The organism is Arthrobacter sp. R4-81 (assembly GCF_054792365.1).
Genome location: NZ_CP096445.1, coordinates 3,770,163 through 3,795,160 on the forward strand (window position 1 = coordinate 3,770,163; position 24,998 = coordinate 3,795,160).

General features: G+C 61.8%; 22 protein-coding genes and 1 riboswitch. Of the genes, 6 read left to right on the forward strand and 16 right to left on the reverse strand.

Annotated features, from left to right (window positions below; genetic code table 11):
* The first annotated feature begins 9 nt into the window (after positions 1-9).
* On the forward strand, positions 10-1,104 hold the full coding sequence (locus M1E05_RS17325; protein ID WP_461163705.1) for a glycoside hydrolase family 26 protein: 1,095 nt from the start codon (positions 10-12) through the stop codon (positions 1,102-1,104).
* 93 nt (positions 1,105-1,197) lie between these two features.
* On the opposite strand, the gene groL is transcribed toward M1E05_RS17325, so the two are convergent.
* The 5 genes from groL to M1E05_RS17350 form a co-directional block, all read right to left on the reverse strand.
* Positions 1,198-2,826 carry a chaperonin GroEL gene (gene groL, locus M1E05_RS17330; RefSeq protein ID WP_458113319.1) on the reverse strand — a complete coding sequence of 543 codons (1,629 nt, stop codon included), beginning with the start codon at positions 2,824-2,826 and terminating at the stop codon, positions 1,198-1,200.
* Between the two features lie 293 nt (positions 2,827-3,119).
* Positions 3,120-4,391: an ABC transporter substrate-binding protein gene (locus M1E05_RS17335; protein WP_458113318.1), complete on the reverse strand. Its 1,272-nt coding sequence runs from the start codon at positions 4,389-4,391 to the stop codon at positions 3,120-3,122.
* Positions 4,391-4,594, reverse strand: a complete 204-nt coding sequence (locus M1E05_RS17340; RefSeq protein WP_247048443.1) for a cold-shock protein — start codon at positions 4,592-4,594, stop codon at positions 4,391-4,393. Before M1E05_RS17340 ends, M1E05_RS17335 begins: the two co-directional genes overlap by 1 nt.
* A 175-nt stretch (positions 4,595-4,769) precedes the next feature.
* Positions 4,770-5,402: a LytR C-terminal domain-containing protein gene (locus tag M1E05_RS17345; RefSeq protein WP_461163706.1), complete on the reverse strand. Its 633-nt coding sequence runs from the start codon at positions 5,400-5,402 to the stop codon at positions 4,770-4,772.
* A 52-nt stretch (positions 5,403-5,454) separates the two neighbouring features.
* Positions 5,455-5,772: a DUF3263 domain-containing protein gene (locus M1E05_RS17350; RefSeq protein WP_461163707.1), complete on the reverse strand. Its 318-nt coding sequence runs from the start codon at positions 5,770-5,772 to the stop codon at positions 5,455-5,457.
* Positions 5,773-6,025: 253 nt separating this feature from the next.
* Here M1E05_RS17350 and M1E05_RS17355 point away from each other — a divergent pair, with 253 nt between their 5' ends.
* Together M1E05_RS17355 and M1E05_RS17360 are read left to right on the forward strand one after the other, a co-directional pair.
* A complete protein-coding gene (locus M1E05_RS17355; protein WP_458113316.1) occupies positions 6,026-6,793 on the forward strand; it encodes a uracil-DNA glycosylase in 768 nt (255 codons plus the stop codon).
* A 245-nt stretch (positions 6,794-7,038) separates the two neighbouring features.
* Positions 7,039-7,878 carry a siderophore-interacting protein gene (locus tag M1E05_RS17360; protein WP_461163708.1) on the forward strand — a complete coding sequence of 280 codons (840 nt, stop codon included), beginning with the start codon at positions 7,039-7,041 and terminating at the stop codon, positions 7,876-7,878.
* A gap of 95 nt (positions 7,879-7,973) precedes the next feature.
* Here M1E05_RS17360 and M1E05_RS17365 read toward each other — a convergent pair whose 3' ends face one another.
* The 10 genes from M1E05_RS17365 to M1E05_RS17410 all read right to left on the reverse strand — a co-directional run bounded on the left by M1E05_RS17365 (position 7,974) and on the right by M1E05_RS17410 (position 20,315).
* Positions 7,974-9,458: a threonine/serine exporter family protein gene (locus tag M1E05_RS17365; RefSeq protein WP_461163709.1), complete on the reverse strand. Its 1,485-nt coding sequence runs from the start codon at positions 9,456-9,458 to the stop codon at positions 7,974-7,976.
* Between the two features lie 30 nt (positions 9,459-9,488).
* Positions 9,489-10,562, reverse strand: coding sequence for a lipid II:glycine glycyltransferase FemX (locus M1E05_RS17370; protein WP_461163710.1), 1,074 nt, complete (start codon positions 10,560-10,562; stop codon positions 9,489-9,491).
* Between the two features lie 204 nt (positions 10,563-10,766).
* Complete coding sequence (locus tag M1E05_RS17375) at positions 10,767-12,164, reverse strand: L-serine ammonia-lyase (RefSeq protein WP_461163711.1); 1,398 nt, start codon at positions 12,162-12,164, stop codon at positions 10,767-10,769.
* Between the two features lie 62 nt (positions 12,165-12,226).
* Positions 12,227-13,558, reverse strand: a complete 1,332-nt coding sequence (gene glyA / locus M1E05_RS17380) for a serine hydroxymethyltransferase (protein WP_458113311.1) — start codon at positions 13,556-13,558, stop codon at positions 12,227-12,229.
* Complete coding sequence (gcvH, locus tag M1E05_RS17385) at positions 13,555-13,938, reverse strand: glycine cleavage system protein GcvH (RefSeq protein ID WP_458113310.1); 384 nt, start codon at positions 13,936-13,938, stop codon at positions 13,555-13,557. Before gcvH ends, glyA begins: the two co-directional genes overlap by 4 nt.
* 451 nt (positions 13,939-14,389) lie before the next feature.
* Positions 14,390-15,523 carry a glycine cleavage system aminomethyltransferase GcvT gene (gcvT, locus tag M1E05_RS17390; protein ID WP_461163712.1) on the reverse strand — a complete coding sequence of 378 codons (1,134 nt, stop codon included), beginning with the start codon at positions 15,521-15,523 and terminating at the stop codon, positions 14,390-14,392.
* 11 nt (positions 15,524-15,534) lie between these two features.
* The gene (gene gcvP / locus M1E05_RS17395) at positions 15,535-18,414 is read right to left on the reverse strand and encodes an aminomethyl-transferring glycine dehydrogenase (protein ID WP_461163713.1); all 2,880 of its coding nucleotides are present in this window, start codon (positions 18,412-18,414) and stop codon (positions 15,535-15,537) included.
* Positions 18,415-18,615: 201 nt separating this feature from the next.
* Positions 18,616-18,714, reverse strand: a riboswitch (glycine riboswitch).
* Positions 18,715-18,806: 92 nt separating this feature from the next.
* Positions 18,807-19,265 carry an SRPBCC family protein gene (locus M1E05_RS17400; RefSeq protein WP_461163714.1) on the reverse strand — a complete coding sequence of 153 codons (459 nt, stop codon included), beginning with the start codon at positions 19,263-19,265 and terminating at the stop codon, positions 18,807-18,809.
* Positions 19,266-19,289: 24 nt separating this feature from the next.
* Positions 19,290-19,664, reverse strand: coding sequence for an ArsR/SmtB family transcription factor (locus tag M1E05_RS17405; protein WP_461163715.1), 375 nt, complete (start codon positions 19,662-19,664; stop codon positions 19,290-19,292).
* 171 nt (positions 19,665-19,835) lie between these two features.
* Positions 19,836-20,315: a Dps family protein gene (locus M1E05_RS17410; RefSeq protein ID WP_458113305.1), complete on the reverse strand. Its 480-nt coding sequence runs from the start codon at positions 20,313-20,315 to the stop codon at positions 19,836-19,838.
* 203 nt (positions 20,316-20,518) lie between these two features.
* On the opposite strand from M1E05_RS17410, the gene M1E05_RS17415 reads away from it, so the two are divergent.
* Genes M1E05_RS17415 through M1E05_RS17425 form a run of 3 tightly spaced genes read left to right on the forward strand, consistent with a single transcriptional unit; the run spans position 20,519 to position 24,134 of the window.
* The gene (locus M1E05_RS17415) at positions 20,519-21,553 is read left to right on the forward strand and encodes a nitrilase-related carbon-nitrogen hydrolase (RefSeq protein ID WP_458113304.1); all 1,035 of its coding nucleotides are present in this window, start codon (positions 20,519-20,521) and stop codon (positions 21,551-21,553) included.
* The gene (locus M1E05_RS17420) at positions 21,550-22,590 is read left to right on the forward strand and encodes an agmatine deiminase family protein (RefSeq protein ID WP_458113303.1); all 1,041 of its coding nucleotides are present in this window, start codon (positions 21,550-21,552) and stop codon (positions 22,588-22,590) included. Before M1E05_RS17415 ends, M1E05_RS17420 begins: the two co-directional genes overlap by 4 nt.
* Positions 22,587-24,134, forward strand: coding sequence for an APC family permease (locus tag M1E05_RS17425; RefSeq protein WP_461163716.1), 1,548 nt, complete (start codon positions 22,587-22,589; stop codon positions 24,132-24,134). Before M1E05_RS17420 ends, M1E05_RS17425 begins: the two co-directional genes overlap by 4 nt.
* A gap of 121 nt (positions 24,135-24,255) precedes the next feature.
* On the opposite strand, the gene M1E05_RS17430 is transcribed toward M1E05_RS17425, so the two are convergent.
* Positions 24,256-24,801, reverse strand: coding sequence for an AMIN-like domain-containing (lipo)protein (locus tag M1E05_RS17430; protein ID WP_458113302.1), 546 nt, complete (start codon positions 24,799-24,801; stop codon positions 24,256-24,258).
* Positions 24,802-24,998 lie beyond the last annotated feature (197 nt).

The window sequence follows — 24,998 nt, forward strand, 5'->3', positions numbered from 1 at the left end:
GGGTGCTGGGTGAAAGTGATCGCCGCGGTCAGGGCCGTCCGGCTCGACGGCGATCGCGCACGCCGCACCCTCCTCTCGCCTCAGCGTTGTGTCAATGAAAAAGCGCTTGGACCAACGGGCAGCATCCTTGCCCGGAAGCTGATCCGAGTGGCCCTCGCGCTGCTGCTTCTCATCCAGCTGGTAGCGTGCGACTTCCCTTTCGGCCGGGATCCCGGCGCAGCAACACCCGTTCCCCCGGCCTCCCCCACCCCCGTTGTAGAACCGATGCCGGCCTACTCGCACCCACCCGAAATGGGAATTCCGAACAAAGTGCTCGTGGGCGCGTCCTACGGAGCAAATACGGATCCGGCCGAATTCGAGCAGAAGATCGGCGGAACTCTGCAGATCCGCCGCACCTACTGGGATGGAGACAAGGTGGACTCCGCCGTCCGGACCGCGAGTGAAGACGTCGCCGTCGGACGTATCCCCTGGATCAGCTTCGAACTGCCGTACAACTGGGCAGAAATGGCCGCAGGCAAGGGCGACGACTGGACGATAGACCTTATCCTGAAGCTTGCCGCCCTGAAGGCGCCCGTTTGGATTGCCTTCCACCATGAGCCTGAAGGCGATGGGGAAGTCAGAGACTGGGTCGCCATGCAACGCCAGTTGGCACCGATAGTCCATGCCCACTCCGACAACGTGGCATTCAGTACTATCCTCACAGGCTGGAATCAGCTCTATGGTGAAGCGCAGTACTCCCTCGACGCCCTTTATCCCGGGGACGGGCTCGTGGACATCATGGGCTTTGACCCCTACAACGAATACGGCGTAGTCAAGGACGGCGTGGTAATCACTTACCCGTTCGACTTCGGCCTGCCCACCCTCGCCGCCTTCGCCAAATCAAAAAAGGCGGCCTGGGGCCTTGCGGAAACCGGCTACACGGACGACGCCGCGATGGCGGATCCGCTCTGGCTGGACCGCACTTACTCTGAGCTCTCGGCGCATGGGGCAATAGCACTCACCTACTTCAACACCGAACTTAACGCCTATGGATCGTGGCTCATCGACAGCCCTGCCAAGATCAAGGCTTTCTCCAACATCCTCAAGCGGGCGAAGGAAAAGTAGCCGCTTCGCACCTCGGCAGGCCATGGACACATAAAAGTACGGCCCCCTCAAAAGAGGGGGCCGTACTTTTGATCTTCAGGCTAAAGCAGGGGGTTAGAAACCGCCCATGCCGCCCATCTCGTCGCCGCCACCCATGGCCGGAGCGTTCTTCTCCGGCTTGTCGGCCACAACGGCCTCTGTAGTGAGGAACAGTCCGGCGATGGAAGCCGCGTTCTGCAGGGCAGAGCGGGTTACCTTGACGGGGTCGTTGATGCCGGCAGCCAGCAGGTCGACGTACTCGCCGGTTGCAGCGTTCAGGCCGTGGCCGGCAGGCAGGCCGCGGACCTTGTCCACAACAACACCCGGTTCGAGGCCGGCGTTGAAGGCGATCTGCTTCAGCGGAGCGTCAATGGCTACACGGACAATGTTGGCGCCTGTGGCCTCGTCGCCCTCGAGCTGCAGGTTGGCGAATGCCTTCAGGCCGGCCTGAATCAGAGCAACGCCACCACCGGCGACGATGCCTTCTTCAACGGCAGCCTTGGCGTTGCGGACAGCGTCCTCAATGCGGTGCTTGCGTTCCTTGAGTTCAACCTCGGTTGCGGCACCGGCCTTGATGACTGCAACGCCACCAGCCAGCTTGGCCAGGCGCTCCTGCAGCTTCTCGCGGTCGTAGTCCGAATCGGAGTTCTCGATCTCGGCACGGATCTGGGAAACGCGGCCAGCAATCTGGTCTGCGTCGCCTGCACCTTCAACGATGGTGGTCTCATCCTTGGTGACAACAACCTTGCGGGCACGGCCAAGGAGTTCCAGGCCGGCGTTCTCAAGCTTGAGGCCGACTTCCTCGGAGATGACCTGACCGCCGGTGAGGATGGCGATGTCAGCCAGCTGGGCCTTACGGCGGTCGCCGAAGCCAGGGGCCTTGACGGCTACGGACTTGAAGGTGCCGCGGATCTTGTTGACGATGAGTGTCGCCAGGGCTTCACCCTCGACGTCCTCGGCAATGATCAGCAACGGCTTGTTGGACTGCATGACCTTTTCCAGGACCGCAACCAGTTCCTTGACGTTGGAGATCTTGGAGTTGACCACCAGGATGTACGGGTCCTCCAGGACGGTCTCCTGGCGTTCTGCGTCGGTGACGAAGTACGCGGAGATGTAGCCCTTGTCGAACCGCATACCCTCGGTGAGCTCAAGCTCGAGGCCGAAGGTGTTGGACTCTTCGACGGTGATGACGCCTTCTTTGCCCACCTTGTCGAGGGCTTCGGCAATCAGCGCACCGATTTCGTCGTCACCGGCCGAGATGGAAGCCGTGGCTGCGATCTCTTCCTTGGTTTCAATTTCCTTGGCATTGTCCAGCAGCTCGCGGGTTACCGCTTCGACTGCCTTCTCGATGCCGCGCTTGAGGGACAGCGGGTCCGCCCCGGCTGCTACGTTGCGCAGGCCTTCCTTAACCAGGGCCTGTGCCAGCACAGTTGCCGTGGTGGTGCCGTCGCCAGCGACGTCGTCCGTCTTCTTGGCAACTTCCTTGACCAGCTCGGCGCCGATCTTCTCGTAGGGATCGTCCAGCTCGATCTCCTTGGCGATGGAAACACCATCGTTGGTGATCGTGGGGGCGCCCCACTTCTTTTCGAGGACGACGTTGCGTCCACGCGGGCCGAGGGTGACCTTGACGGCGTCGGCGAGGGTGTTCAGGCCCCGCTCGAGGCCGCGGCGTGCCTCTTCATCAAATGCAATGATCTTGGCCATAACGGCAGTAGTCCTTTCGGGACAGTCGTTAAGAATGAACCCAGCTGCGGTGCCCGCGACGGACGATCCTTCCCCCTTGGCCTCTGTACACCAATGGTTGGAATCTCACCCCAGTCAGGTATTTCTTTCGCTCCTGTGTCCGGCTTCCGTACCCGGCGACCGGCCTGAACCGGACACCGCATTAGCAGTCGATACATAGGAGTGCTAACTCAATAATTAGCACTCCACCGGGGAGAGTGCAAGCAGAAGCCATCAGAGCGGTTCAATACCGGGGCCGGCTTCACTGCCAGCGATCATCCTGCGTCCTTGGCTGCGGACTCGGTACCGGACATTTTGGCCGTATTATCCGCTCCGTAGGTGAACACCATGTAGTTGGCACTCGTGATGTCCCCGCTGGAGTCAAAAGCTATGGCACCCGATTCGCCGTCGTAATCCACCGTCTTCCCCGACCGGATTCCGTCTGCACACTCCTGATATGTCTTGCAGGCCAGCGCGTCCGCTGCCCGATCGGCTTCGCTCGCCGCCCGTCCTCCCGAGACGGCAAGCAGGTGTGAGGCGATGGAGGCGCCGGCGTCGTCCTGCGCTGCGGCCGCCGCGATCGCGGCCAGATTTACGGCATCGTAGGTTTCCGCAGCGAAGGTCATGTCTTTGAGCTGCGCGTTGACCGCCACCAGCTCGCCTTGGAAGTGGGCGGACGGGAAAGTACCCGGGAGCACTCCACGGGAGCCATCGAGGGCCTTGGAACCAAGCCTTGAGCCATACTGGTCCACGGCCCCGTCGCTCAGAATCAGCTTCTTCCCTCCCAGGCCTGCATTGTTCAGTTCAGCAATGGCTCCGACGGCGTCCTGGCGCGCAACCAGTATGACGGCGTCGGGCGCCGAATCCTTGGCCTTCGCCGCGGCCCCCCGCGCATCCCCTGGCGTGAATTCAGCATCCACGGCAATATCCAGATCGGCCTGGCTGGCCGCCGACTTCAGTGCGCCCGAGACGTCGGCCCCATAGCTGCCTGCTTCATGAATCACCGCCACGCTGCGGGCACCACCGTCCTTGGCGAGTTTGGCCAGCACCGAAGCCTGGGCGACGTCAGCAGCCGCGGTGCGGAAGTAGTAGCCACCGCTCTTATATTTGCTCAGTGCCATTGCCGTATTGGCCGGCGAGATCAGGGTGACGTTGGCACGGGCGAGCACATCGATGGCTTCACCTGCATGGCTGGAATCCGTTGGGCCGATCACGACGTCAGCCTTGGCAGCGACCAGTTCCCTGGCCTGTCCGGAGGCATCCTCGTTGACCATCTCCGGCAGCAGCTCAACAGGCTTCCCCTTATGGCCGCCGGCAGCATTGATCTCCTGCACCGCAAGCCGGGCGGCCGTCCGCTGGGAATCATTGAGGAACGACCGGTCCCCCACGTTATCCAGGATCAGGCCAATCCGCAGGGTTCCGTCACCGCTTGCCTCGGCCTGCGCCAGACGCGCGTTTCCGGCCTGACCGGCGCATGCAGTAAGGGCAAGGACAAGGCAGGCACACGCCGTCATGACCGCCCTGGCGGCGGCTCGTTCGGCCCCCATCAGGCGGGCCGGACGTTTTCTGCCTGCGGGCCCTTCTCTCCTTCGCCCACTTCCAGCTCAACACGCTGGCCCTCTTCGAGCGCGCGGTAGCCGTCGCCCTCTATCGCGGACCAGTGGACAAAGACGTCATCCCCGGATCCGTCCACGGTGATAAAGCCGTAGCCCTTTTCGGCGTTGAACCATTTGACGGTTCCCAGAGCCATGTTGTCCACACTTTCATTGCTGCTTCCGGCCCACGTCACTGTGCTGCGGTCGCGTTATTGCCGTCGCTGTGCTGCCCATACTTCAAGGCGTCGTTAATCACTGTAACGAACCCCGGGCCCGCTGTCCGGCGGCTGGCCGAATGGTGCCCAATAGTTATTCAGGCCTAACTGACACCTACTCGTAGCCGGGTCCGAGAACCACCACAAGGGGCTGCTGGAACTCTGCCGAATCGACCAGAGTGGGGATGCTGAGCAATGTCCCCAAAGCCGCAGCTGCTCCCTTTTGGCCCTCGCCCTTGTAGTAAATGACGGAAGTCTGCTGCGGCAACCCGCCCCAGTTTCCGATCGGGTCCGTCGTCCAGCCGTCTTTTTGGATCTGCTCTGCCACTCGTCCGGCCAATCCCGGCGTCGTGGTCCCGTTGTAGACGGCGACATGCTGGCTCTTGTCAACCAGCGGAGTGGTCGGCTGCGGACTTGGCGATGGAGGGTTGGATTCCGCGGTGGTAGCCAGAGGAGCCGGGCTCTGGGACGGCTCAGGCGTTGTCGAGGGGGTGGCGCCGGCCTCAGTCGTGGGGGCGGATCCGGAGGCGGAGCTGGATCGTCCGAACATGGCCAAGGGATCCGCAGTGGAGAGACCAAGTTTTGGGAAAAAGAAGAAGGCCGCCAGTCCAACGGCCAATGCGGCTACGCCAACAGCCAGCACGGGACCCAATTTACGCTTGGAAGGACCAGCAGCCACCCGGTGGACACCTTGGCGCGACGATGCCTCCGGAATTCTGTCAAATTCATCCCGTGCGTACTTGGTCATGATTGAACGGTGTCCTTGCTGGTAGTCGCTGATTGCTCAGCGCTGGCTCACTTTAGGCGTCCGAACCCAGGCGGCGTGCAGTACGTGCCCGCTGGCGTGACGTACGTAGTCTACGCAGTCTCTTCACGAGCATCGGGTCATGCGCCAAAGCAGCTTCAGTATCAATCAGTGCATTCAGGATCTGGTAGTAGTGCGTAGCCGAGAGGTCAAACAGCTCCCGGATGGCCTGTTCCTTGGCACCTGCGTACTTCCACCACTGCCGCTCCAGTGCGAGCATCTGCTGCTCCCGATCGCTCAGGGATGACTCGCCGCTAGGCTCTGCTGCGGGCTGTACCTGCTGAAGCAGATGATCCTGTACGGGTTCGGCCACGGCACGGTCCTTTGCTGGTCCTGATGAATGCAACTGATTCTGCAAGTGGGTAGCGGACTGCGCCTGGCTGGTTCCGGCGGAGAGTCCCGCTCCCATATTACGGAGGAATAACACTCTTGTCATTTGGGCTGCAACGACTCGCTTCTTCTTCAACTCGGAAGTGGCCCGCATATGCCGGGCCTTCGCCTGCTATCTGTCCAACCTTGGGTACCCTGCTACCTGTCCAACCTTGGGTACAGGGACAATAGGAACTGTGTTTGACTCAGATGCTTTGTTCGACCTCGAGCCGGCGGCTTCGGACTCTATGGGATTTGCCGAGCTTGCGAGCCTCCCGCTCTCCGGCCTGGTAGCTGAAGACTGGGCAGAGGCACTCGCCCCGGTGGAGAGCGAATTGCGCAGCGTCTTGAGCTTCCTCGCCTCCGAAGTGGAGGCCGGGCACACTATTCTGCCATCGCCGTCGAACGTTTTGCGCGCGTTCCGGCAACCCCTCATGGCGGTAAAGGTCCTGGTGGTGGGGCAAGACCCCTATCCGACCCCCGGTCACGCCGTCGGATTATCCTTTTCGGTGGATAGGGCTACCAGGCCCATTCCCCGGAGCCTGACCAACATATTCACTGAACTCCAAGCTGATCTTGGCCTCCCCCCGCGGGTTCACGGAGACCTCAGCGGTTGGGCGGATCAGGGAGTCCTTTTGCTCAACAGGGTAATGACCGTCCGGGCCGGTGCTGCGGGGTCCCACCGGGGCAAAGGCTGGGAAAAGATTACGACGGCGGCCATCGCCGCTGTGGCCACGCGCAGGCGTGCGGACGGCAGCACCCCTCCCCTCGTGGCCATCCTTTGGGGCAAGGACGCTGACACCGTCCGTTCCCTCCTGGGGAACACACCGGTAGTGGCCAGCGCTCATCCGAGCCCGCTGTCAGCGTCCCGGGGGTTCTTTGGTTCCCGCCCGTTCAGCCGGACCAACGCCCTGCTGCAAGAGCAGGGCGCCGAGCCGGTTGACTGGGAACTTCCGGTCCTCTGAGTCAGCTCTGTGTGGAGCCCCCCAGCCTTACGGGCATGTCTGCGTTGGTGCGTTGAGCTGCTGCCCGGCCATCCGGAAATAACGGGCGGCTGAGTGGGTGCTCCCATGTCCCCACAGATTGCCGGGGAGCCCCGGAACGTGTAGCTAGCGGCAGTAGAGGTGCAGTTTAGTCCCTGCAGCGTGCCACAACGGGTTCATAAGTAACCATGTGCGGCACGCCATTAACTTAGCCTAGGCTTACCTCCATGACGTCACTTCCCGCTGCCACCTCCGCGACGCGCAACTCGCGCCCTCAGACCGCACTTACAGTTCTCCGGCGGGAAGAGCTGTCACCGCACATGGTTCGGATCATCGCCGGTGGTGAAGGATTCTCCACGTACACCAACAATGCGTTCGTGGACCGTTATGTGAAGATCGCCTTCCCGCAACCCGGGGTGGCCTATCCGGAGCCGCTGGATCTGTGGACCATCCGGGAAACCATGCCACGCGAGCAGTGGCCGCATACCAGGACCTATACCGTCCGCTGGGTTGATGAAGGGGCCCGGGAACTGGCCATTGATTTCGTGATCCACGGAGACGAGGGCCTGGCAGGACCCTGGGCAGCAGCAGCGGCGCCCGGTGACACCATCATCTTCACCGGCCCGGGCGGCGGTTACAACCCGGATCGAGCAGTCGATTGGTACCTTTTCGCCGGCGACGAGGCGGCCTTCCCTGCCATTGCCGCTGCCATCGAATCTTTGCCGCCAGAGGCGCTCGGTAAGGCCTATCTGGAAGTAGACAGCGAGGCGGACATCCAGGCAGTGGCGGCGCCCGTAGGGATGGAGCTCAACTGGCTCCTGCGTCGCGGAACCGCGGCGGGTTCCAGCGAGCTCCTGATCGATGCTGTACGGAACGGCGAGTGGCTGGACGGGCGGGTGCAGGTTTTCGCGCATGGGGAACGGGGCTACATGAAGGCCCTGCGTGACGTGTTCTTCGTCCAGCGTGGCCTTGAGCGTTCCCAGGTTTCCCTGTCCGGCTACTGGGCCAAGGGAAGAGTGGAAGATGACTTCCAGGCCGAGAAACAGCTCCCGATCGGAAAGATCTGAATGGATGAGATCTGGAGCTGACGCGTCGTGAACAACGCGACACCTAGCGCCTCCTGAACGACGCGGCACCTAGCGCCTCCTGAACGACGCGACACCTAGCGGCGTCTCGCCCTCCTGCGCTCATTGCTCGCCAGATTCCGCGTGAGCGGTCTGGCCAGGGTGTCGCCCAAGACGATTCCCGCGGCGACTCCGAGGACAATAGCGCCGGCGTTCAGCATTCCCCCGGCACCAATGAGGATCTGCGATTCCTCGATGGTCAGCACGTACATGGAGCGGAATATGGTCAAGCCAGGAAGCAGGATCAGGGCAGCCGGGACAGCGACTACAAGTTGGGGAGCCCCCATTTTGAGCGCCACAACGCGTCCCAGAAGGCCTATGACCACCGCTGCCAGAGCCGGAGAAAACCTGTCGCCGACGCCGAGGGCAGTTGCCCCCCACAGCACCAGATAGCCGACGACGCCGACTCCGGCAGTAGGCAACAGGAGCTTCCACGCGGTTTGTTCCGTGATACCGATGGCCAGTACGGCAACAGCCGTGAGAATGATCAGGGCCCACCAGTCGTACGCCGGCGGGAATGTTTCTGTTACTTCGATTTCTTCCATGCCGGTGACGGTACCCACTACCAGCGCAACGGCAATCCCAGCGACCAGGGCCCCGAATGTGAGGACCGTGGAGAGGAATCGACCCGCGGCAGTCACCGGGAATCCGTTAATGGCGTCTTGGACCGATGAGACGAGTCGGCCCGTGGGAAGCAGCAGCAAAATACCTCCGACCACGACGATAGCTGGCTCGATCGGGACGCCGAACTGATACAGCAGCAGTGCTATGAACGTCACGACAAAAGCGCAGGAGGCCGTGATGAAGAAGTCCGGTACCCGCCGCTTGCTGAGCTGGCGGGCCAGCAGGCTGATGAGCAGGTTGGAAAGAAAAGCAATTCCGGAGGCGCCCACTCCGCCACCAAGAATTCCCACAAAAACAGCCGAGAACACCCCGAAGGCGACTGTCACCATCCAGCGCGGATACGGCTTGGAGCTGTGGATGATTTCATCGAGACGACGGACAGCTTCATCCCGCCCCACACCGCCTGCCACGACGTCCGTCACCAGCTGGTGCACCTGGGCGAGCCCTGCGTAGTTGTTGGTCCAGGACCTGACAACGCGCAGCAGGGAAATGGGGGTCTGGTCCTTAGGCGCATAATTAATCGCCACCGACTGATTGGTGATGTCCACCTCGATGTTCTTCAATCCCAAGGCGGCCGTTACGGCAATGATGCTGGTTTCCACCTCGAGGGCACCCGCACCGTACCGGAACATCGATTCAGCCAGGTGAAGGGCGAAGTCGATCGTCTTACGGGCTGACGTATCCACTCCGCCAACCTGGATCATCGGGTTGGCATAAGGGCTTCCCGCCAGCCGGTCAACGATACTCAGGGGCGCCGTGGGCGGATTCTCCCCCTGCACGAGCCGGCGCAGCATGCGTTTGGCAGCGACATTCTGCTGCAGTTGCGACGGCGAGAGCGGCTCAGTCTTGGGCAGCCCGTCCGTGTGCGGCTTACGCCGGCCGTCTGTTTCCTTTGTCATTCGGCCTCCCTCCCTGGCGTTGACGCTGACTTAATAGAACTGTTGTCCTGTCCGACGGGTGTAGAGCTGGCGTGCCACTCGTTCTCCGGCCACCATCCACGCCTTGTATTTCAAGGGGTTCAGGATCTGGTCATAACAGCCCACGAAGTCCGTCACCGTCTTGCTGAAGCTGGTCTTGAACAGCCCGAGGCCGTGGAACGGGTTAGACGTGTCCTTGAGCTGGTCGCTGGGCGGAGTCCCACAGAAATCGTATTCAGTGCACCCGAGGTTCTTCAGCTGGTTGATGGCCGTCCATTGCACCAGGTGGGAGTCGCCATACTGACTGCGCTTCTGCAGCGACCCACCGTCCTTGTACGTTCCTTTGCGTCCGTAGTTGACCACAAACGCACCCACGGACGGAACTCCGTTCTCGTAAACGAAGAGCAGCCTGCCTTGACCCCTGTTGATGAAATTCGTCCAGAATTGCCGGTAGTACTCGTACTCACGGACCCGCACCTGGGATTTAGCCTCGACAGTTGTGGTCATGAGCGAATACATGGCTTTGAAGTTTTCTTCGCTGGGTTCTACATTCTGCACTTCAACTCCCTCCCGGATAGCACGGCGCACAGCGTTCCGGCCCCGGGAATGGAGGTTCCGCAACAACTGGTTCGGCTCAGGGGAGATATCCAGCAAGGCGGTGGAATCGTTAGGCTGCAGGTTATGCGTCTTGCTCAGGCCTGCACCTTCGATGACTTGGCGCGCAGGATCCGACAGGACAATGTCGGGCTCGATCTTCACGGCAAAGACGCCCAGCTTCGCCCTCTTGATCAGATCAGCGTTTGCTGCGGCGATCCCGGGGATGTCCTCGACGTCAGCAACATCCGGGCCCTTGATGAGGTACCAGATCTTGCCCAGCAGCGGAATGGACTTTTCCAGGGCCAAGTTATAGCTGGTGTAGTCAGCGGTCTCATATACGAGGTGCAGTGGCTTCCAGCCGAAGTGCTGTTTGACTTCAGCGAACGCCTCGGACTGCAGCAGATTTCCACCATTGGGATTTGCAGTCACATGGTTGTCCCAGTTGGCGATCTCCTCGGCGGAGGCAAAACGGGCAGTAAATTCTCGCAAGTCTGCGGTGTCCAATCGTTGCGTTCAGTAAGGCGGCTAGTCCCAGGCGTGCAGCCTCAAGTGTATCGGCCGGCCCTGACCCAAGGACCAACCGCAGCTCGGATCCGGCCCGGCCTGCCAATGGCTGGTACGTCAACGCGGGCAAGGCACCCTGGAGCCCGCCTAATGCAGCCTTTGGCCCTGTGGACTTTGCGTTTGCGGGCCTCAGCACTCCACTACGTTGACCGCAAGGCCGCCCATGGCGGTTTCCTTGTATTTGGAGCTCATGTCCCTGCCCGTTTCCCGCATGGTGACGATCACTTCATCGAGTGACACGCGGTGTGATCCGTCACCCCACAGCGCCATCTTGGCGGCATTGATTGCCTTGGCTGCGGCAATGGCGTTGCGTTCAATGCAAGGCACCTGCACCAGCCCGCCAATCGGATCGCAGGTGAGGCCCAGGTTGTGTTCCATCGCAATTTCGGCAGCGTTCTCCACCTGGGCGGGAGAACCGCCCATCACTTCGGCCAGACCTGCCGCCGCCATGGATGAAGCCGAACCAACCTCCCCCTGGCAGCCAACCTCTGCCCCGGAGATCGATGCTTGTTCCTTATAAAGCACGCCGACGGCGGCCGCCGTCAGCAGGAACCTGACTACGACGTCGTCGCGATCAGATTGGGTGGCCTCTTCCATCCCCGGCGCAAAATGCAGGGCGTAGTAGAGCACGGCCGGGATAATCCCGGCAGCGCCATTGGTCGGCGCAGTGACCACCCGGCCGCCCGAAGCGTTTTCCTCGTTCACCGCGAGCGCGATCAAATTGACCCATTCCTGCCAATACTTCGGGTCCCGGTCCTTGTCCTCCTTCATGAGCCGCTCATGCCAGTCGGGCGCACGACGGCGGACCTTGAGTCCGCCGGGCAGCAAGCCTTCGCGTTTAAGACTGACGGCGACGCAGCTCTCCATCACCGAATAGATGTGAAGCAGCCCCTGCCTGATCTCCTCTTCCGGTCGGGACGCCCGCTCATTGACGAGCATGACCTCGCCGATGGACAGTCCATTCGCCTGGCAGTGACGCAGGAGTTCAGCGGCGGTCCGGAAAGGAAACGGCAACTCCTTCTTGGATTCTTCGAGCTCTTGCTGGGCCGCGTCTTCTTCTCCCTCGCGGACAATGAAGCCGCCACCAACAGAGAAGAAAGTAGCCTGATGCAGAACCTGACCAGCCGTATCGGACACGGCAAACTTCAAGCCATTTGTATGCCTCGGCAGGATGGTAAGCGGGTGCAGGATCATTTCTTTCACCGCATAGGGAAAGGACACCGAGCCCGCCAGCTGCAGTTGACCCGTGTCAGCGATGGCAGCCAGTCGTTGCTCCACCTCAGCGGGAAGGATCAGCTCCGGGTGGAACCCTTCCAGCCCGAGAAGGATGGCTGTCATGGTCCCGTGGCCGTGCCCGGTTGCGGCGAGGGAGCCGTAGAGGTCCACCCGCAGACCAGCCACGCGGTCAAGGACTCCGCTGGCCCTAAGTTCCGCCGCAAAAACAGCGGCAGCCCTCATAGGACCCACAGTGTGTGAACTGGACGGTCCTATGCCTATTGAAAAAAGGTCAAAGACTCCAACAGCCATGATCTGTTCCTAACTGGGTAAAACTTTGTTCCGGCAGAGGACTCTGCCGGATGCCCTCGCTTTTATGCGAGGTTTGCGACGCGCGGGTAGAGAGGGTGGGCTGCGGCGAGCGCCTCTACGCGCGAGCGCAGTCCCGAAAGGTCAGAGCCGGCGTCGGCGATCAACGCCTGGGCGATGATGTCGGCTACCTCCCTGAAGGCGCCTTCCCCGAAGCCGCGTGTAGCGAGGGCGGGCGTGCCGATGCGCAGACCGGAAGTCACCATCGGCGGACGCGGGTCAAACGGCACAGCGTTGCGGTTGACGGTGATGTCGATTTCCGCAAGCCGGTCCTCGGCCTGCTGGCCGTCCAGTTCACAGTGGCGCAGGTCAACCAGCACAAGGTGCACGTCGGTGCCGCCGGAGATCACATTGATGCCCTTTGCCGTGACGTCCGGCTGGACGAGGCGTTCGGCGAGGATCCGTGCTCCGACCAGGACGCGCTCCTGGCGTTCCTTGAATTCGGGCGATGCGGCAATCTTGAACGACACGGCCTTGCCCGCAATGACGTGCACCAGCGGGCCGCCCTGCTGACCCGGGAAGACGGCCGAGTTGATCTTCTTGGCGATGTCGGCGTCGTTGGTGAGGATGATTCCACCGCGGGGACCTGCGAGGGTCTTGTGCGTCGTTGAGGTGGTGACGTGCGCGTGGGGAACCGGTGACGGGTGCAGTCCGGCGGCGACCAGGCCCGCAAAGTGTGCCATGTCCACCATGAGGTAGGCCCCCACGGAGTCAGCGATCCGGCGGAACTCAGCAAAGTCGAGCTGGCGTGCATAAGCGGACCAGCCGGCAACGATCAGCTGGGGTTTGTGCTCGTTGGCGAGCCGCTCCACCTCTGCCATGTCAATCCGGTGGTCCTCTTCGCGTACCTGGTACGGAATGACGTTGTACAGGCGTCCGGAGAAGTTGATCCGCATGCCATGGGTGAGGTGGCCGCCATGGGCCAAGTTGAGGCCCATGATGGTATCGCCGGGCCTGATCAGGGCGTGCATAACGGAAGCGTTGGCCTGTGCGCCGGAGTGCGGCTGGACGTTGGCGTACTCTGCGCCAAAGAGGGCCTTTACCCGGTCGATCGCCAGCTGCTCCACCACGTCAACGTGCTCGCAGCCGCCGTAGTAGCGCTTGCCCGGATACCCCTCGGCGTACTTGTTGGTCAGCACCGAGCCTTGGGCCTGCATCACGGCGACGGCGGTGTGGTTCTCCGAGGCGATCATCTCCAGGCCGGTGCGCTGGCGGGTCAATTCGTCGTCGATCTTCGCAGCGATTTCCGGATCCAGATCAGACAGCTGTGCGTCAAGGCTGGGTGAAATGACCTGCTCGAATGCCGCCGGAGCGGTGCCTGCGGCCGGGGTGCTCACAGTTCTCCGCCGTTCTTGGAAGCGTAGTCCTCCGCGGAGAGCAGGGGGCCCTCGGACTCCGCAGCCACCTTGAACAGCCAGCCCGCACCGTACGGGTCGTTGTTAATCAGCGCCGGGTCATCGACGACGGCGGGGTTCACTTCAGTGACTTCGCCGGTCACGGGGGCGTACAGGTCTGAGACGGACTTGGTGGACTCGACCTCGCCGCACGTCTCCCCCGCCGTCACCATCGATCCGAGCTCGGGAAGGTCAACATAGACGATATCGCCGAGGGCATCCGTGGCCACGGCGGAAATCCCAATGGAGACCAGGTTCCCGCTTTCGCGGGCAACCCACTCGTGCTCGTCGGAGTACTGCAATTCAGGGGCAACCTTTGCCATGTCTTTTCCTTTACGTTTGAAATCTAGTGGTTCCGTAGAACGGCAGGAAACCGAATTCCTCCGCGTGCTCGCTCGTTCCTCGCTTAGACGCACGCTTCCGGAATCCGCTCACCTGCCGCTTCGTGCCAGTGTTCCGTTGGAAAAACACTGGCCCTTCAAGATCTATTAGTCCGAGCTATCTCCAGGCCGTGGGTTTCGACTAGCTGAACCCCCGGCAGGCGCTCATCCCCCAGCACCTTTGGCTTTCGAAAGAGTGAAAGCTGCTGTGTACGGAAGGTGAGCTTTCCTTGAGGGGCTGGCTGGCCCCTTGGGGCCGGCATCCGGCAGCGGGCGTCTAAGGGAGCGTCACGTCCGACCAGCGGGCGTCTTCGCGACCGAGCCCGCAGAGGATGTCGGTCCCGAGGGCTGACACAACCAGCCCAGGATGTTGGATCCTCACCGGATGGTAGGGCTACTTTGCGCGCTTGTAGAACGGCAGTGCGACTACTTCGAACCGCTCCGCCTTACCCCGGAGGTCGATGTCCAAGGCTGTGCCAATTTCGCCGTGCTCGACGTCGACATAGGCCATCGCTACCGGATAGCCGAGCGAGGGGCTTGGTTGGCCTGAGGTCACTTCACCAACAACGGCCCCGTCCTTCAGTACCGGGTAGTGCCCCCGCCCGGCACGGCGCCCCAGTCCTTTGAGCCCCACCAGCTTGCGTCCGGTGCTGACGCCGGCGCCGGCTTCCTTTTTGGCGGCCAGGGCGGCCTTGCCCACAAAGTCGCCTTCCTTGGACAGCGCGACGATTCCGCCCAGGCCGGCAGCGAACGGATCGCCGTCGATCGAGAGCTCGTTGCCGTACAGCGGCATGCCTGCCTCGAGGCGCAGGGAGTCCCGGGAGGCCAGGCCTGCCGGCGTCAGCTCCCCCTCGTCAGCAATCGCGACGATGGACTGCCAGAGAGCAGCGGCGTCGTCGTTATCAATGAAAATCTCGAAGCCGTCCTCACCGGTGTAGCCGGTACGGGCCAAAAGCAGCTCCTGGCTGCTTCCCCCCACGAGGAAGGGGACCTCGACGGCTGCGTAGTACTTCAGCCCCTTCACCAGGTCGTGCTGGGCGGCAGGAACCAGGCGGAGGAGGATTTCCTCAGCTTTCGGTCCTTGGACGGCGATCAGGGAAGTAGCGGCGGACACGTCCCCCACGACGACGTCGAAATCCGCAGCGCGCTGCGCCAGCGCCTCAGCCACTGTCTTGGCGTTGCCTGCATTCGGCACCACCAGGAACTTGGTGTCCCCGCGGCGATAGGTGATGAGGTCGTCGATGATGCCGCCATCCTCGTTGCAGATGAGGGAGTACTTGGCCTTTCCTACGCTCATCGCAGAGATCTTTCCCACGAGGGCGTAATCCAGGAACGCAGCAGCGTCAGGCCCGGTGACCCAGACTTCGCCCATGTGGGAGAGATCGAAGATACCGGCCGATTTCCGAACTGCGTGGTGCTCCGCTAGCTCGGAGCTGTACTTGAGCGGCATCTGCCAACCGCCAAAATCTGTGAAGGAGGCGCCGAGCTTTTTGTGCTCCTCGTACAGGGCAGTGTAGTTCTCAGTCATGGTTGCAGTCCTCAGTTGGCGGAGTCGGCGGAGTGGTCCTCGAAGGCTTCGAGTGGCGGGCACGAGCAGATCAGGTTCCGGTCCCCGGCAGCGCCGTCAATTCGGCCCACCGGCGGGAAGTACTTGTCCTGCTTCAGCGACTGCACGGGGAAAACAGCCTGTTCTCGGGGGTATCCCCGGTCCCAGCCAGTGCTGATCGCTGCCGCTGCCGTGTGGGGCGCATTCCGGAGCGGGCTCTCGGCCACGGAGAAGTCCCCGTCCGCCACCTGGTCGATCTCGGCGCGGATGGAGATCATGGCCTCAATAAAGCGGTCCATTTCACCGAGATCCTCCGACTCTGTGGGTTCCACCATAAGTGTTCCTGCTACGGGGAAAGCCAGCGTCGGAGCGTGGAAACCGTAATCGATCAGGCGCTTGGCAACGTCCTCAGCCGTGACGCCTGTCCTTGCCGTGAGCTCGCGGAGGTCAAGGATGCACTCGTGCGCCACCAGCCCTCCTTCGCCGGTGTAGAGGACCGGGAAGAAGTCGTTCAGCCTGGCAGCAATGTAGTTGGCTGCGAGCAGGGCAGACTTGGTGGCGTCTGTCAGGCCCTGGCCGCCCATGAGCTTCACATAGGCCCAGGAGATGGGCAGCACGCCCGCGGAGCCAAAGCGCGAGGCCGAAATGGGAACGTCGTTGCCTTCGGTCCAGGTGGCCGCGTTCCCGGGCATGAACGGGGCCAAGTGTGCCTTGGCTGCAACAGGTCCGACGCCGGGTCCGCCCCCGCCGTGCGGGATGCAGAACGTCTTGTGGAGGTTGAGGTGGGAGACGTCGCCGCCGAACTTGCCGGGCTGGGCCAGCCCTACGAGTGCATTCAGATTGGCGCCGTCGATGTAGACCTGTCCACCCGCTGCGTGGATGGCATCGCATACCTCGCGGACGTCGGCGTCGTACACACCGTGTGTGGACGGGTAGGTGATCATGATCGCGGACAGCGCGTCCTTGTGGGCATCGATCTTCGCCTGCAGATCAGCGTGGTCAATCGTTCCGTCGGAGGCGGTGGCAACAACCACCACTTTCATTCCGGCCAGGACAGCAGATGCCGCGTTGGTGCCGTGGGCGGAGGCGGGGATGAGGCAGATGTTGCGTTGGGAATCGCCGCGGGAGCAGTGGTAGCCGCGGATGGCCAGCAGGCCGGCAAGTTCCCCCTGGGAGCCTGCGTTGGGCTGGATGGAGACCTGGTCGTAGCCTGTAATCTCCGTCAGTTCGGCCTCGAGGTCTGCGATGAGTTCCCGCCAGCCCTCAGTCTGGGAATCGGGAGCGAACGGATGGATGGAGGCGAATTCCGGCCAGGAAATGGCTTCCATCTCGGCTGTCGCGTTCAGTTTCATGGTGCAGGAACCCAGCGGGATCATGGTGCGGTCCAGGGCAAGGTCGCGGTCAGAGAGTTTGCGGACGTACCGCAGCAGCTGGGTTTCGGACCGGTGGGTGTTGAATACAGGGTGCTGCAGGAAGTCGGAGGTACGCTCGACGACCGGCTCCAGCCCAAAGGACTTCTCTGAACCGGTGCCTGCCTCCACTACTGCGACGCCGAAAGCGGCACAGACCGCGGCGACGATGTCTGCCGTCGTCGCTTCATCCGCGGAGATCCCCAGGGTGTCCGCATCGATGGCGCGGAGGTTGATCCCGCGGGCCTCGGCAGCGGCAAGGATTTCAGCAGCCTTGCCCGGAACCGAAACCGTGATGGTGTCAAAGAAGCTGGTGTGCAGCACGTCCAGGCCGCCGGCTGTCAGGGAGGCGGCCAGGGACTTCGCGTGCCCGTGAGTGGTCTCGGCGATGGCTTTCAGGCCGTCCGGACCATGGTAGACGGCGTACATGGAAGCAACGATTGCCAGCAACGCCTGGGCCGTGCAGATGTTGGACGTGGCCTTCTCACGGCGGATGTGCTGTTCACGGGTCTGCAGTGCCAGACGGTAGGCCGGGGTGCCTGCGGAGTCCTTGGAGACTCCCACCAGGCGGCCGGGCATGGACCGCTCGAGGCCCTTTTGAACGGCCATGTAAGCCGCGTGGGGGCCGCCGTAGAACAGCGGCACACCGAAGCGCTGGGCCGAACCGACGGCAATGTCTGCGCCCTGTTCTCCCGGAGGCGTGATGAGGGTCAGTGCCAGCAGGTCGGCAGCGACCGTTACCAGGGCGCCCCGCTCTTTGGCGTCCGCAATGACCGCAGAGTGGTCAAAGACCCTGCCGGAGACGCCCGGCTGCTGCAGCACCACACCGTTGATGACGCCGTCGGGCAGTCCCTTGGAGAGGTCCGCCACCTCCACCTCGAAGCCCAGGGCCTCGGCCCGGCCTTTGACGATGGCAATGGTTTGCGGCAGGCAGTCAGCGTCGAGGACCGTTTTGCCATCAACTGCAGCCTTATTCTTGTTGGCCCTGCGCATCATGAGCACAGCCTCTGCCACCGCGGTGGCTTCGTCCAGGAGCGAAGCGTTGGCAATGGGCAGGCCCACCAGGTCCTGGACCATGGTCTGGAAGTTCAACAGGGCTTCGAGGCGGCCCTGTGAAATCTCCGGCTGGTAGGGGGTGTAGGCCGTGTACCAGGCCGGGGCCTCGAGGATGTTGCGGCGGATGACCGGCGGAGTCAGGGTGTCGTAGTAACCCTGGCCGATCATCTGGACGGCTGTTTTGTTCTTCGCCGCCAGCTTGCGCAGCTCCGCCAGGGTTTCAACCTCACTCAGTGCCGGAGAAAGCGCCAGCGGAGAATCCTGGCGGATATCTTTCGGTACCGCGGTGTCCACCAGCGCATCAACGGTGTCGTAGCCCACTGCCTTGAGCATGGCGTCAACGTCCGACTCGTGGCGGGCGCCGACGTGCCGATCTACAAAGGACGTGGAGGCTGATTTAACAGTCACAAGGAACTCCAAAACTAAGGCGGCGCAGGGTACGCCACATTGACTGGGTTCCTCCCCGCTCTGTATTGGACCTGAGAGTTTCCGCGCAGCCGTGCTTTCGCATGGCTCCGCTTGCACCGTCGGTGAGCACAGTTTGTTCGGCAGAAGCCCCGATATGATCCCGGTGCTGGAGCGGACAAACTTGCTGCTTTCCAGAGTTGCCTTGCCGCGGCGGTACGTGGGCCTGAGAGATTCCTGGGGAGGGTTTGCTCCTACGGCGCCTGCTTGTACCTACTTGCAGGACTCTCCCGCCGCAGATCAAAGGCATATATTTAGTTTGCGGTGACAACAGTCACAGAGGCTATTGTCCTATGTCCCGGGCTGTGGGGCAAATGTGAGTTTGGCGGGCCCGGTCAATCGCTTTCCACGTAGATCTTCAGGGCGTCGAGGAGGCCCTCTGTACCCTCTTTGCGTCCTTCGACGTCATCTTCGCTCGTAAAGTAGACGCCCTGTTCGGTTAATGTCAGCTTTGTGCCGCTCCCGTCGGGCTCAAGCTCCACGCTGCTCAGAGACACAGACATTCTCTGGCCGTCGATAAGCATTTCGTAGCTGTAGACGATCCTCTCGTCCTGGACGATGTCGTGATAGGTCGCATGCATGGTGGAGACGAATCCGCCTTCCGGCCCTCCGACATCCGTCTCACGGCCACCCTCGCGGAAGTCCAGGCTGGATTCGCCCTGGACCCATGCCGGTGGCCCGCCGAACCACTTCTTCTTGCTCGCAAAGTCGGAGAACGCACGGAAAACGCGCGACGGCGGGGCGTTCAGTTTGCGCTCGAGTGTGAAGCTTGCGTGCGTGATGGGAGTCTTCATCGGTTTCTCCTAGTTGTCTCGTGCCTAGTTGTCTTCTGGTTGTGATTTGGATGGATCATCTGATTCAAGGAAAGCTTCGAGCCGGTCCATGCGGCGCTCCGCAGGAGTCCGGCAGGCAGCGAGCCAGTTCTCCGCAAACCGGAGGGTCGCGGGGACGATGCTGCAGCTACGGACCCTGCCGATTTTTTCGGTGTGGATGAGCCCGCAGTTTTCCAGGACCTGAAGGTGCTGCACAATCGCAGGCAGGCTCATCGCAAAAGGTGCTGCCAGGTCCGACACCGAAGCCGGCCCTTGGCAGAGCCGGACGATGATCGCCCGTCGGGTTGGGTCCGTCAGCGCCTGGAAAACAGAATCAAGCTGGGCTCTTCCGGACTGGTCGGCATGCTGATTGTTAAGCACATACTTAAGTATCGGCTAAACGCTCCGGATGTCAAGAGTGGCTGAGCGCTCCGCGGGAAACACAAAAACGCCCGACGCCGGGGGAAGTCCCGGCGTCGGACGCTCTAGGCGCGGCATGGGCCACGCGGACCGCTCTGTGACGTGAGTACAGAACGTGGAGTTTGGACGGACCTACTGTGAATCGGGTCGGGTCACACTGGCGGTCGCCTTCAGGTTCTCGGCACCAACCAACCAGGCGAATTGCTCCAGCTTTTCAATGAATGTGTGAAGCAGATCAGCCGTCGTCGGGTCTTCGTCATCCACCTCGTCATGGACTTTGCGCATGGTCCCGACGGCAGCCTCAAGGGCTGCGACAATCCGGTCGATGGCGTCTTTGGTGCTGATCAGGCCTTCCGGGAACTGGGCCAGGCTCGTGGACTCGGACACCGTTGCACTGCGTCCGTCCGGCAGGGCATGGAGTGCCCGCATGCGTTCAGCCATGTCGTCCGCAAACAAGCGTGCCGCATCCACGATTTCATCCAGCTGAAGGTGAAGATCCCTGAAGTTGGTACCCACGATGTTCCAGTGGGCCTGCTTTCCCTGGATGTGCAGTTCGATGAGGTCCGCAAGCACTGCCTGCATGTTGTTGGTCAGGGTGGGTGACGCTTTCATATGCTCCTCCTGAATGCTTTTCCGCCGTATGTTCCGGTCCTTCGAAGCTATCCCAGCGGCAGCGCCGGTGCCAGCAAATCTCGCCCGCGGCTTAAATCAAATGAATTTTGTTCATTTTTCCCTTGCCCTACGCCTCAACCTTGGGGATACTAAATGAACGTCATTCATTTAGTGACGACCGTCTCACTGGAGAAATCACCACCATGATTGAAATAACCTGCCTCGCGCCTCTGGCATCACCTGCACGGATGACGCCTTCCACTCGTCTGCCCTTGAGGGTCGGCGTGGTTCAGCACCGCTGGCACTCAACCGCGTCAACCCTTCGGGCGGAACTTGATGAGGGAATAGAACGCGCCGCACGTCTGGGAGCCACTGTTGTCTTCCTTCCCGAACTTACTCTTTCCCGCTATCCCGCAGATGTTCTTCCCGAAAACGACCTGACTCTCCCGCACCAAACCCGGCCACGGCCGTCCGACGCAGCCGAGGACCTCATGACAGGCCCCACCTTCCGCTTTGCCGCTGAGGTTGCTCGGCGACACGGAGTCTGCGTCCATGCCTCGCTCTATCAGCAAGCGGAGAATCCCGACGGCTCCGACGACGGCCTCGGCCTGAACACCTCGATCCTGGTGTCCCCGGAGGGAGAATTGCTGGCACGGACCCATAAGCTGCACATTCCTGTCACGGCCGGGTACTACGAAGACAAGTTCTTCCGCCAAGGCCCGGATGCCGAAGATGCCTACCAGGTCCACTCCCCTGCCGAACTCGGTGGCGCAAGGTTGGGTATGCCCACATGCTGGGATGAATGGTTCCCCGAACTCGCCAGGCTCTATTCCCTTGGCGGAGCAGAGTTGCTGGTCTACCCGACTGCCATCGGTTCCGAGCCGCTGTTCCCGGACTTCGACACCCAGCCGTTGTGGCAGCAAGTGATTGTCGGCAACGGAATAGCAAACGGGTTGTTCATGGTTGTTCCGAACCGCTGGGGACAGGAAGGAAGCCTGAACTTCTACGGTTCTTCGTTCATCTCGGATCCCTACGGAAGGATCCTGGTTCGGGGACCCCGGGATGAATCGGCCGTGCTGGTAGCGGACCTGGACCTTGACCAGCGCCGGGACTGGCTCACGCTCTTCCCCTTCCTGGCCACCCGCCGGCCTGACACTTATGGGCGTTTGACCCAAGCCATCGATCCGTCGGCCCCGCTCGGCCTCGAGGCCGCTGTCCCCGTGGAGGCGACGGCGTGACATCCTGGCGCATGCCCGCGGAGACTGAGGACCAAGATCGGATCTGGATGGCCTTCCCCACCGGCGGCTATACCCTCGGGGATGGCCGCGAGGCCGCCCACGCTGCACGTAAGACCTGGGCAGCGGTGGCCAACGCCGCTGTCGTATTTGGACCTGTCACCATGCTGGTTAACCCTTCCGACGTCGGCATCGCCGCTCATTACCTGGACCCGGCCGTCGAGGTGCTCACGGCAGATCTCAACGACGCCTGGATGCGTGATATCGGTCCCACATTCGTCCTCGACAACCGTGGCCGCCTTGGCGCGGTGGACTGGGTCTTCAACGGCTGGGGTGCGCAGGAGTGGGCAAGCTGGGACAAGGACGCCTTGATAGCCGGTGAAATCGCGGGAAGGTCAGGAGCTGAACATGTTGTCTCACGGCTGGTCAACGAGGGCGGCGGAATCCAGGTGGACGGACAGGGAACCGTGCTGGTCACCGAGACCGTTCAGCTCGATCCGGCCCGCAACCCCGGCTGGGGGAAGGCGGAGGTTGAAACTGAGCTTGCCAGAACTATCGGCGCCACTCACGTGATCTGGCTTCCCCGCGGCCTGACCAGGGACTCCGAACGCTTCGGTACCCGCGGCCACGTGGACATTGTTGCGGCCATTCCCGCACCGGGAAAGCTTCTGGTCCACTCCCAGCAGAACCCTGAACACCCCGACTTCGAGGTATCGCAGGAAATTATCGAGTTCCTGCACACCACCCGGGATTCTGCGGGAGGTGAATGGGAAGTCACCGAGGTCCCCGCCCCTGCTGTCCTCACAGACGACGAGGGTTTTGTGGATTACTCCTACATCAACCATCTGGTGGTCAATGGCGGAGTCATCGCGTGCAGTTTCGAGGATGCCATGGATGAGAAAGCACTGCGCATCCTCGCCGACGCTTACCCCGGACGCCGCCTCGTCAGTGTTGACGCCCGCGAGCTCTTTGCCCGCGGCGGCGGCATTCACTGCATTACCCAACAGCAGCCTGCTGCCTTCCAGAAAGGGCTCTCATGAGTCAGACAGTTCAGCGCCATGAGGATGCCGCTACCGGCGGCCCCTCCTCCGCTCACGGTATCTCCGGCAAAGGCCTGAAAGGCGGACAGCTTGGGCTGCTCGCCGTCGTGGTCCTCGGCATCTCCACCATCGCCCCGGCCTACACGCTTACCAGCGCCTTGGGCCCCACGGTCAGTGAAGTGGGGTTGCAATTGCCCGTCATTTTCCTCATCGGTTTTATTCCGATGATCCTGGTGTCGCTCGCTTACAGGGAACTCAACGCCGATTCCCCTGACAGCGGGACCACCTTCACCTGGGTGACCAAAGCCTTCGGCCCGTGGGTGGGCTGGATGGGTGGCTGGGGCCTGCTGGCAGCAAACATTATTGTGCTGTCCAACCTGGCGGGTGTGGCGGTGGACTTCTTCTACCTCTTCCTTGCGCAGCTGACCGGCAATGCCGAGCTGGCTGACCTGGCCGCAAACAAGCCGCTGAACGTGATCACGTGTTTTGTCTTTGTGGCCCTGGCCGTCTGGATCAGCTATAGGGGGCTTCACACCACAAAGATCGTCCAGTACGGATTGGTCGGATTCCAGTTGCTGGTGCTGGGGCTGTTTGTGGCGATGGCGTTCGCTAACTGGTCAGCGTCGGAGACCGCCATCCCCTTCAGCTGGGAGTGGTTCGACGTCACAAGGATCGAGACTTTCGGCCAGATCGCTGCAGGGATCTCGCTGTCGATTTTCGTCTACTGGGGCTGGGATGTGTGCCTCACCGTAAATGAGGAGACCACCAACGGCAAGAGGACGGCGGGCGTCGCCGGCACCCTGACGGCCGTCGTCGTCCTGGGCATCTATCTCATGGTGACCATCGCCACCATGATGTTCGCCGGAGTAGGCACCGAAGGGCTGGGCCTGAATAACGAGGAAAACCATGCAAACATCTTTACGGCTCTGGCATCGCCCATCATGGGACCGCTGGCCATCTTGATGTCGCTTGCCGTCCTGTCCAGCTCCGCGGCGTCGTTGCAGTCAACGTTCACCTCGCCCTCACGGAGCCTGCTGGCCATGGCGCACTACGGTGCTTTGCCCAAGCCATTCCGGCGGATGACCAAGTTCGCAACGCCTGGTTTCGCCATCTTTGCAGCAGGCATTCTCTCTGCCGGCTTCTATGCAGTGATGCACGTGATCAGCGAAAACGTCCTCAATGACACCATCCTCGCCCTTGGCCTCATGATCTGCTTCTACTACGGCCTGACGGCGATTGCCTGCGCCTGGTACTTCCGTCAGAGTGTCTTCAGCAGCACCCGCAACTTTCTGCTCCGCCTCGTCTGCCCCCTGCTGGGAGGAGTCGGCTTGTTTGTGGTGTTCTTCCAGACGGCGGTAGACAGCTGGGCGCCGGAATTCGGCAGCGGATCCGAGGTATTCGGCGTCGGACTCGTCTTTGTCCTTGGCATCGGCATCCTGGCCATGGGCGCAGTGTTCATGGTCATCATGGCTAAGTTGCGTCCCGGATTCTTCAGGGGCGAAACCATCCGCAGGGACACGCCAGCACTGATCGTTCCCGAGTAGGGGTTCTGCGCCAGTAGGGGCCGCTCAGAGGGAGAACGGCCGACGACGAGCCCTGGCGGGACTACCCGCCAGGGCTCGTCGTGGTTGGCAGTGCGTCGTCGCCTGCTGTCCGGTTATCCGATCACCAGAAATGCGCGACGTCGACGACAAGGCGGGAACCGGCGCCCGGACCGTCCAGGGTGAAGACGCGGAACGGAAGCCGCGCCCGGACACCCAGGCCAATGCTCGTGTAGCCTTCAAAGCTTCCTGCAAAAACTACTTGCCGGAAGGTCTGGTAGCCCGAGACATTGGAGAGTTCAGCCTTGGCTGGCGGGTTATAGGTTGGGTTGTTGTTCTGGTCGTAGGACGGAGCGTTGACCGTAGCCTGGATCCTCGCGCCGCCGTTTACCGGAATGGTAAAACCGGAGCCATCTTGAACAACTGCTGGGACGTAACTCACCGTATAGCCGGCGACCGGACCGTTGAGGTCAACAACCAGCCGGTCAAAGCAATAGTGGCGCCCCGTCCGGACGTTGGTGACAGACGCGGTGCTCATTGCCGGATTGGATTCCGTCGTTGACCCCCACACCTGCCCGCAGTATGCAGCAGCCGAGGCGGGCCCCGGTGCCAATAGGCCTAGCCCGGCTGCCATAAGAATGGCAACGAGCCACGCATGAATTTTTTTCATTTGGGCCACCCCCTCGAGTGAATTGGATACCTCAAGCGTAGGAGCGGAAAGCGCGGCAGCCGAGGGATGTATCCGCTTCGGCACCTAACCGTTAACAGCAGGTTTTGATGGTCACAAGCCTGTAATGAACCGGGCGGTTCGGGCCCCCAATGACCCTTTCCTGCCCGCCTTTATGACCGTTTTCGTTACCTCGAATA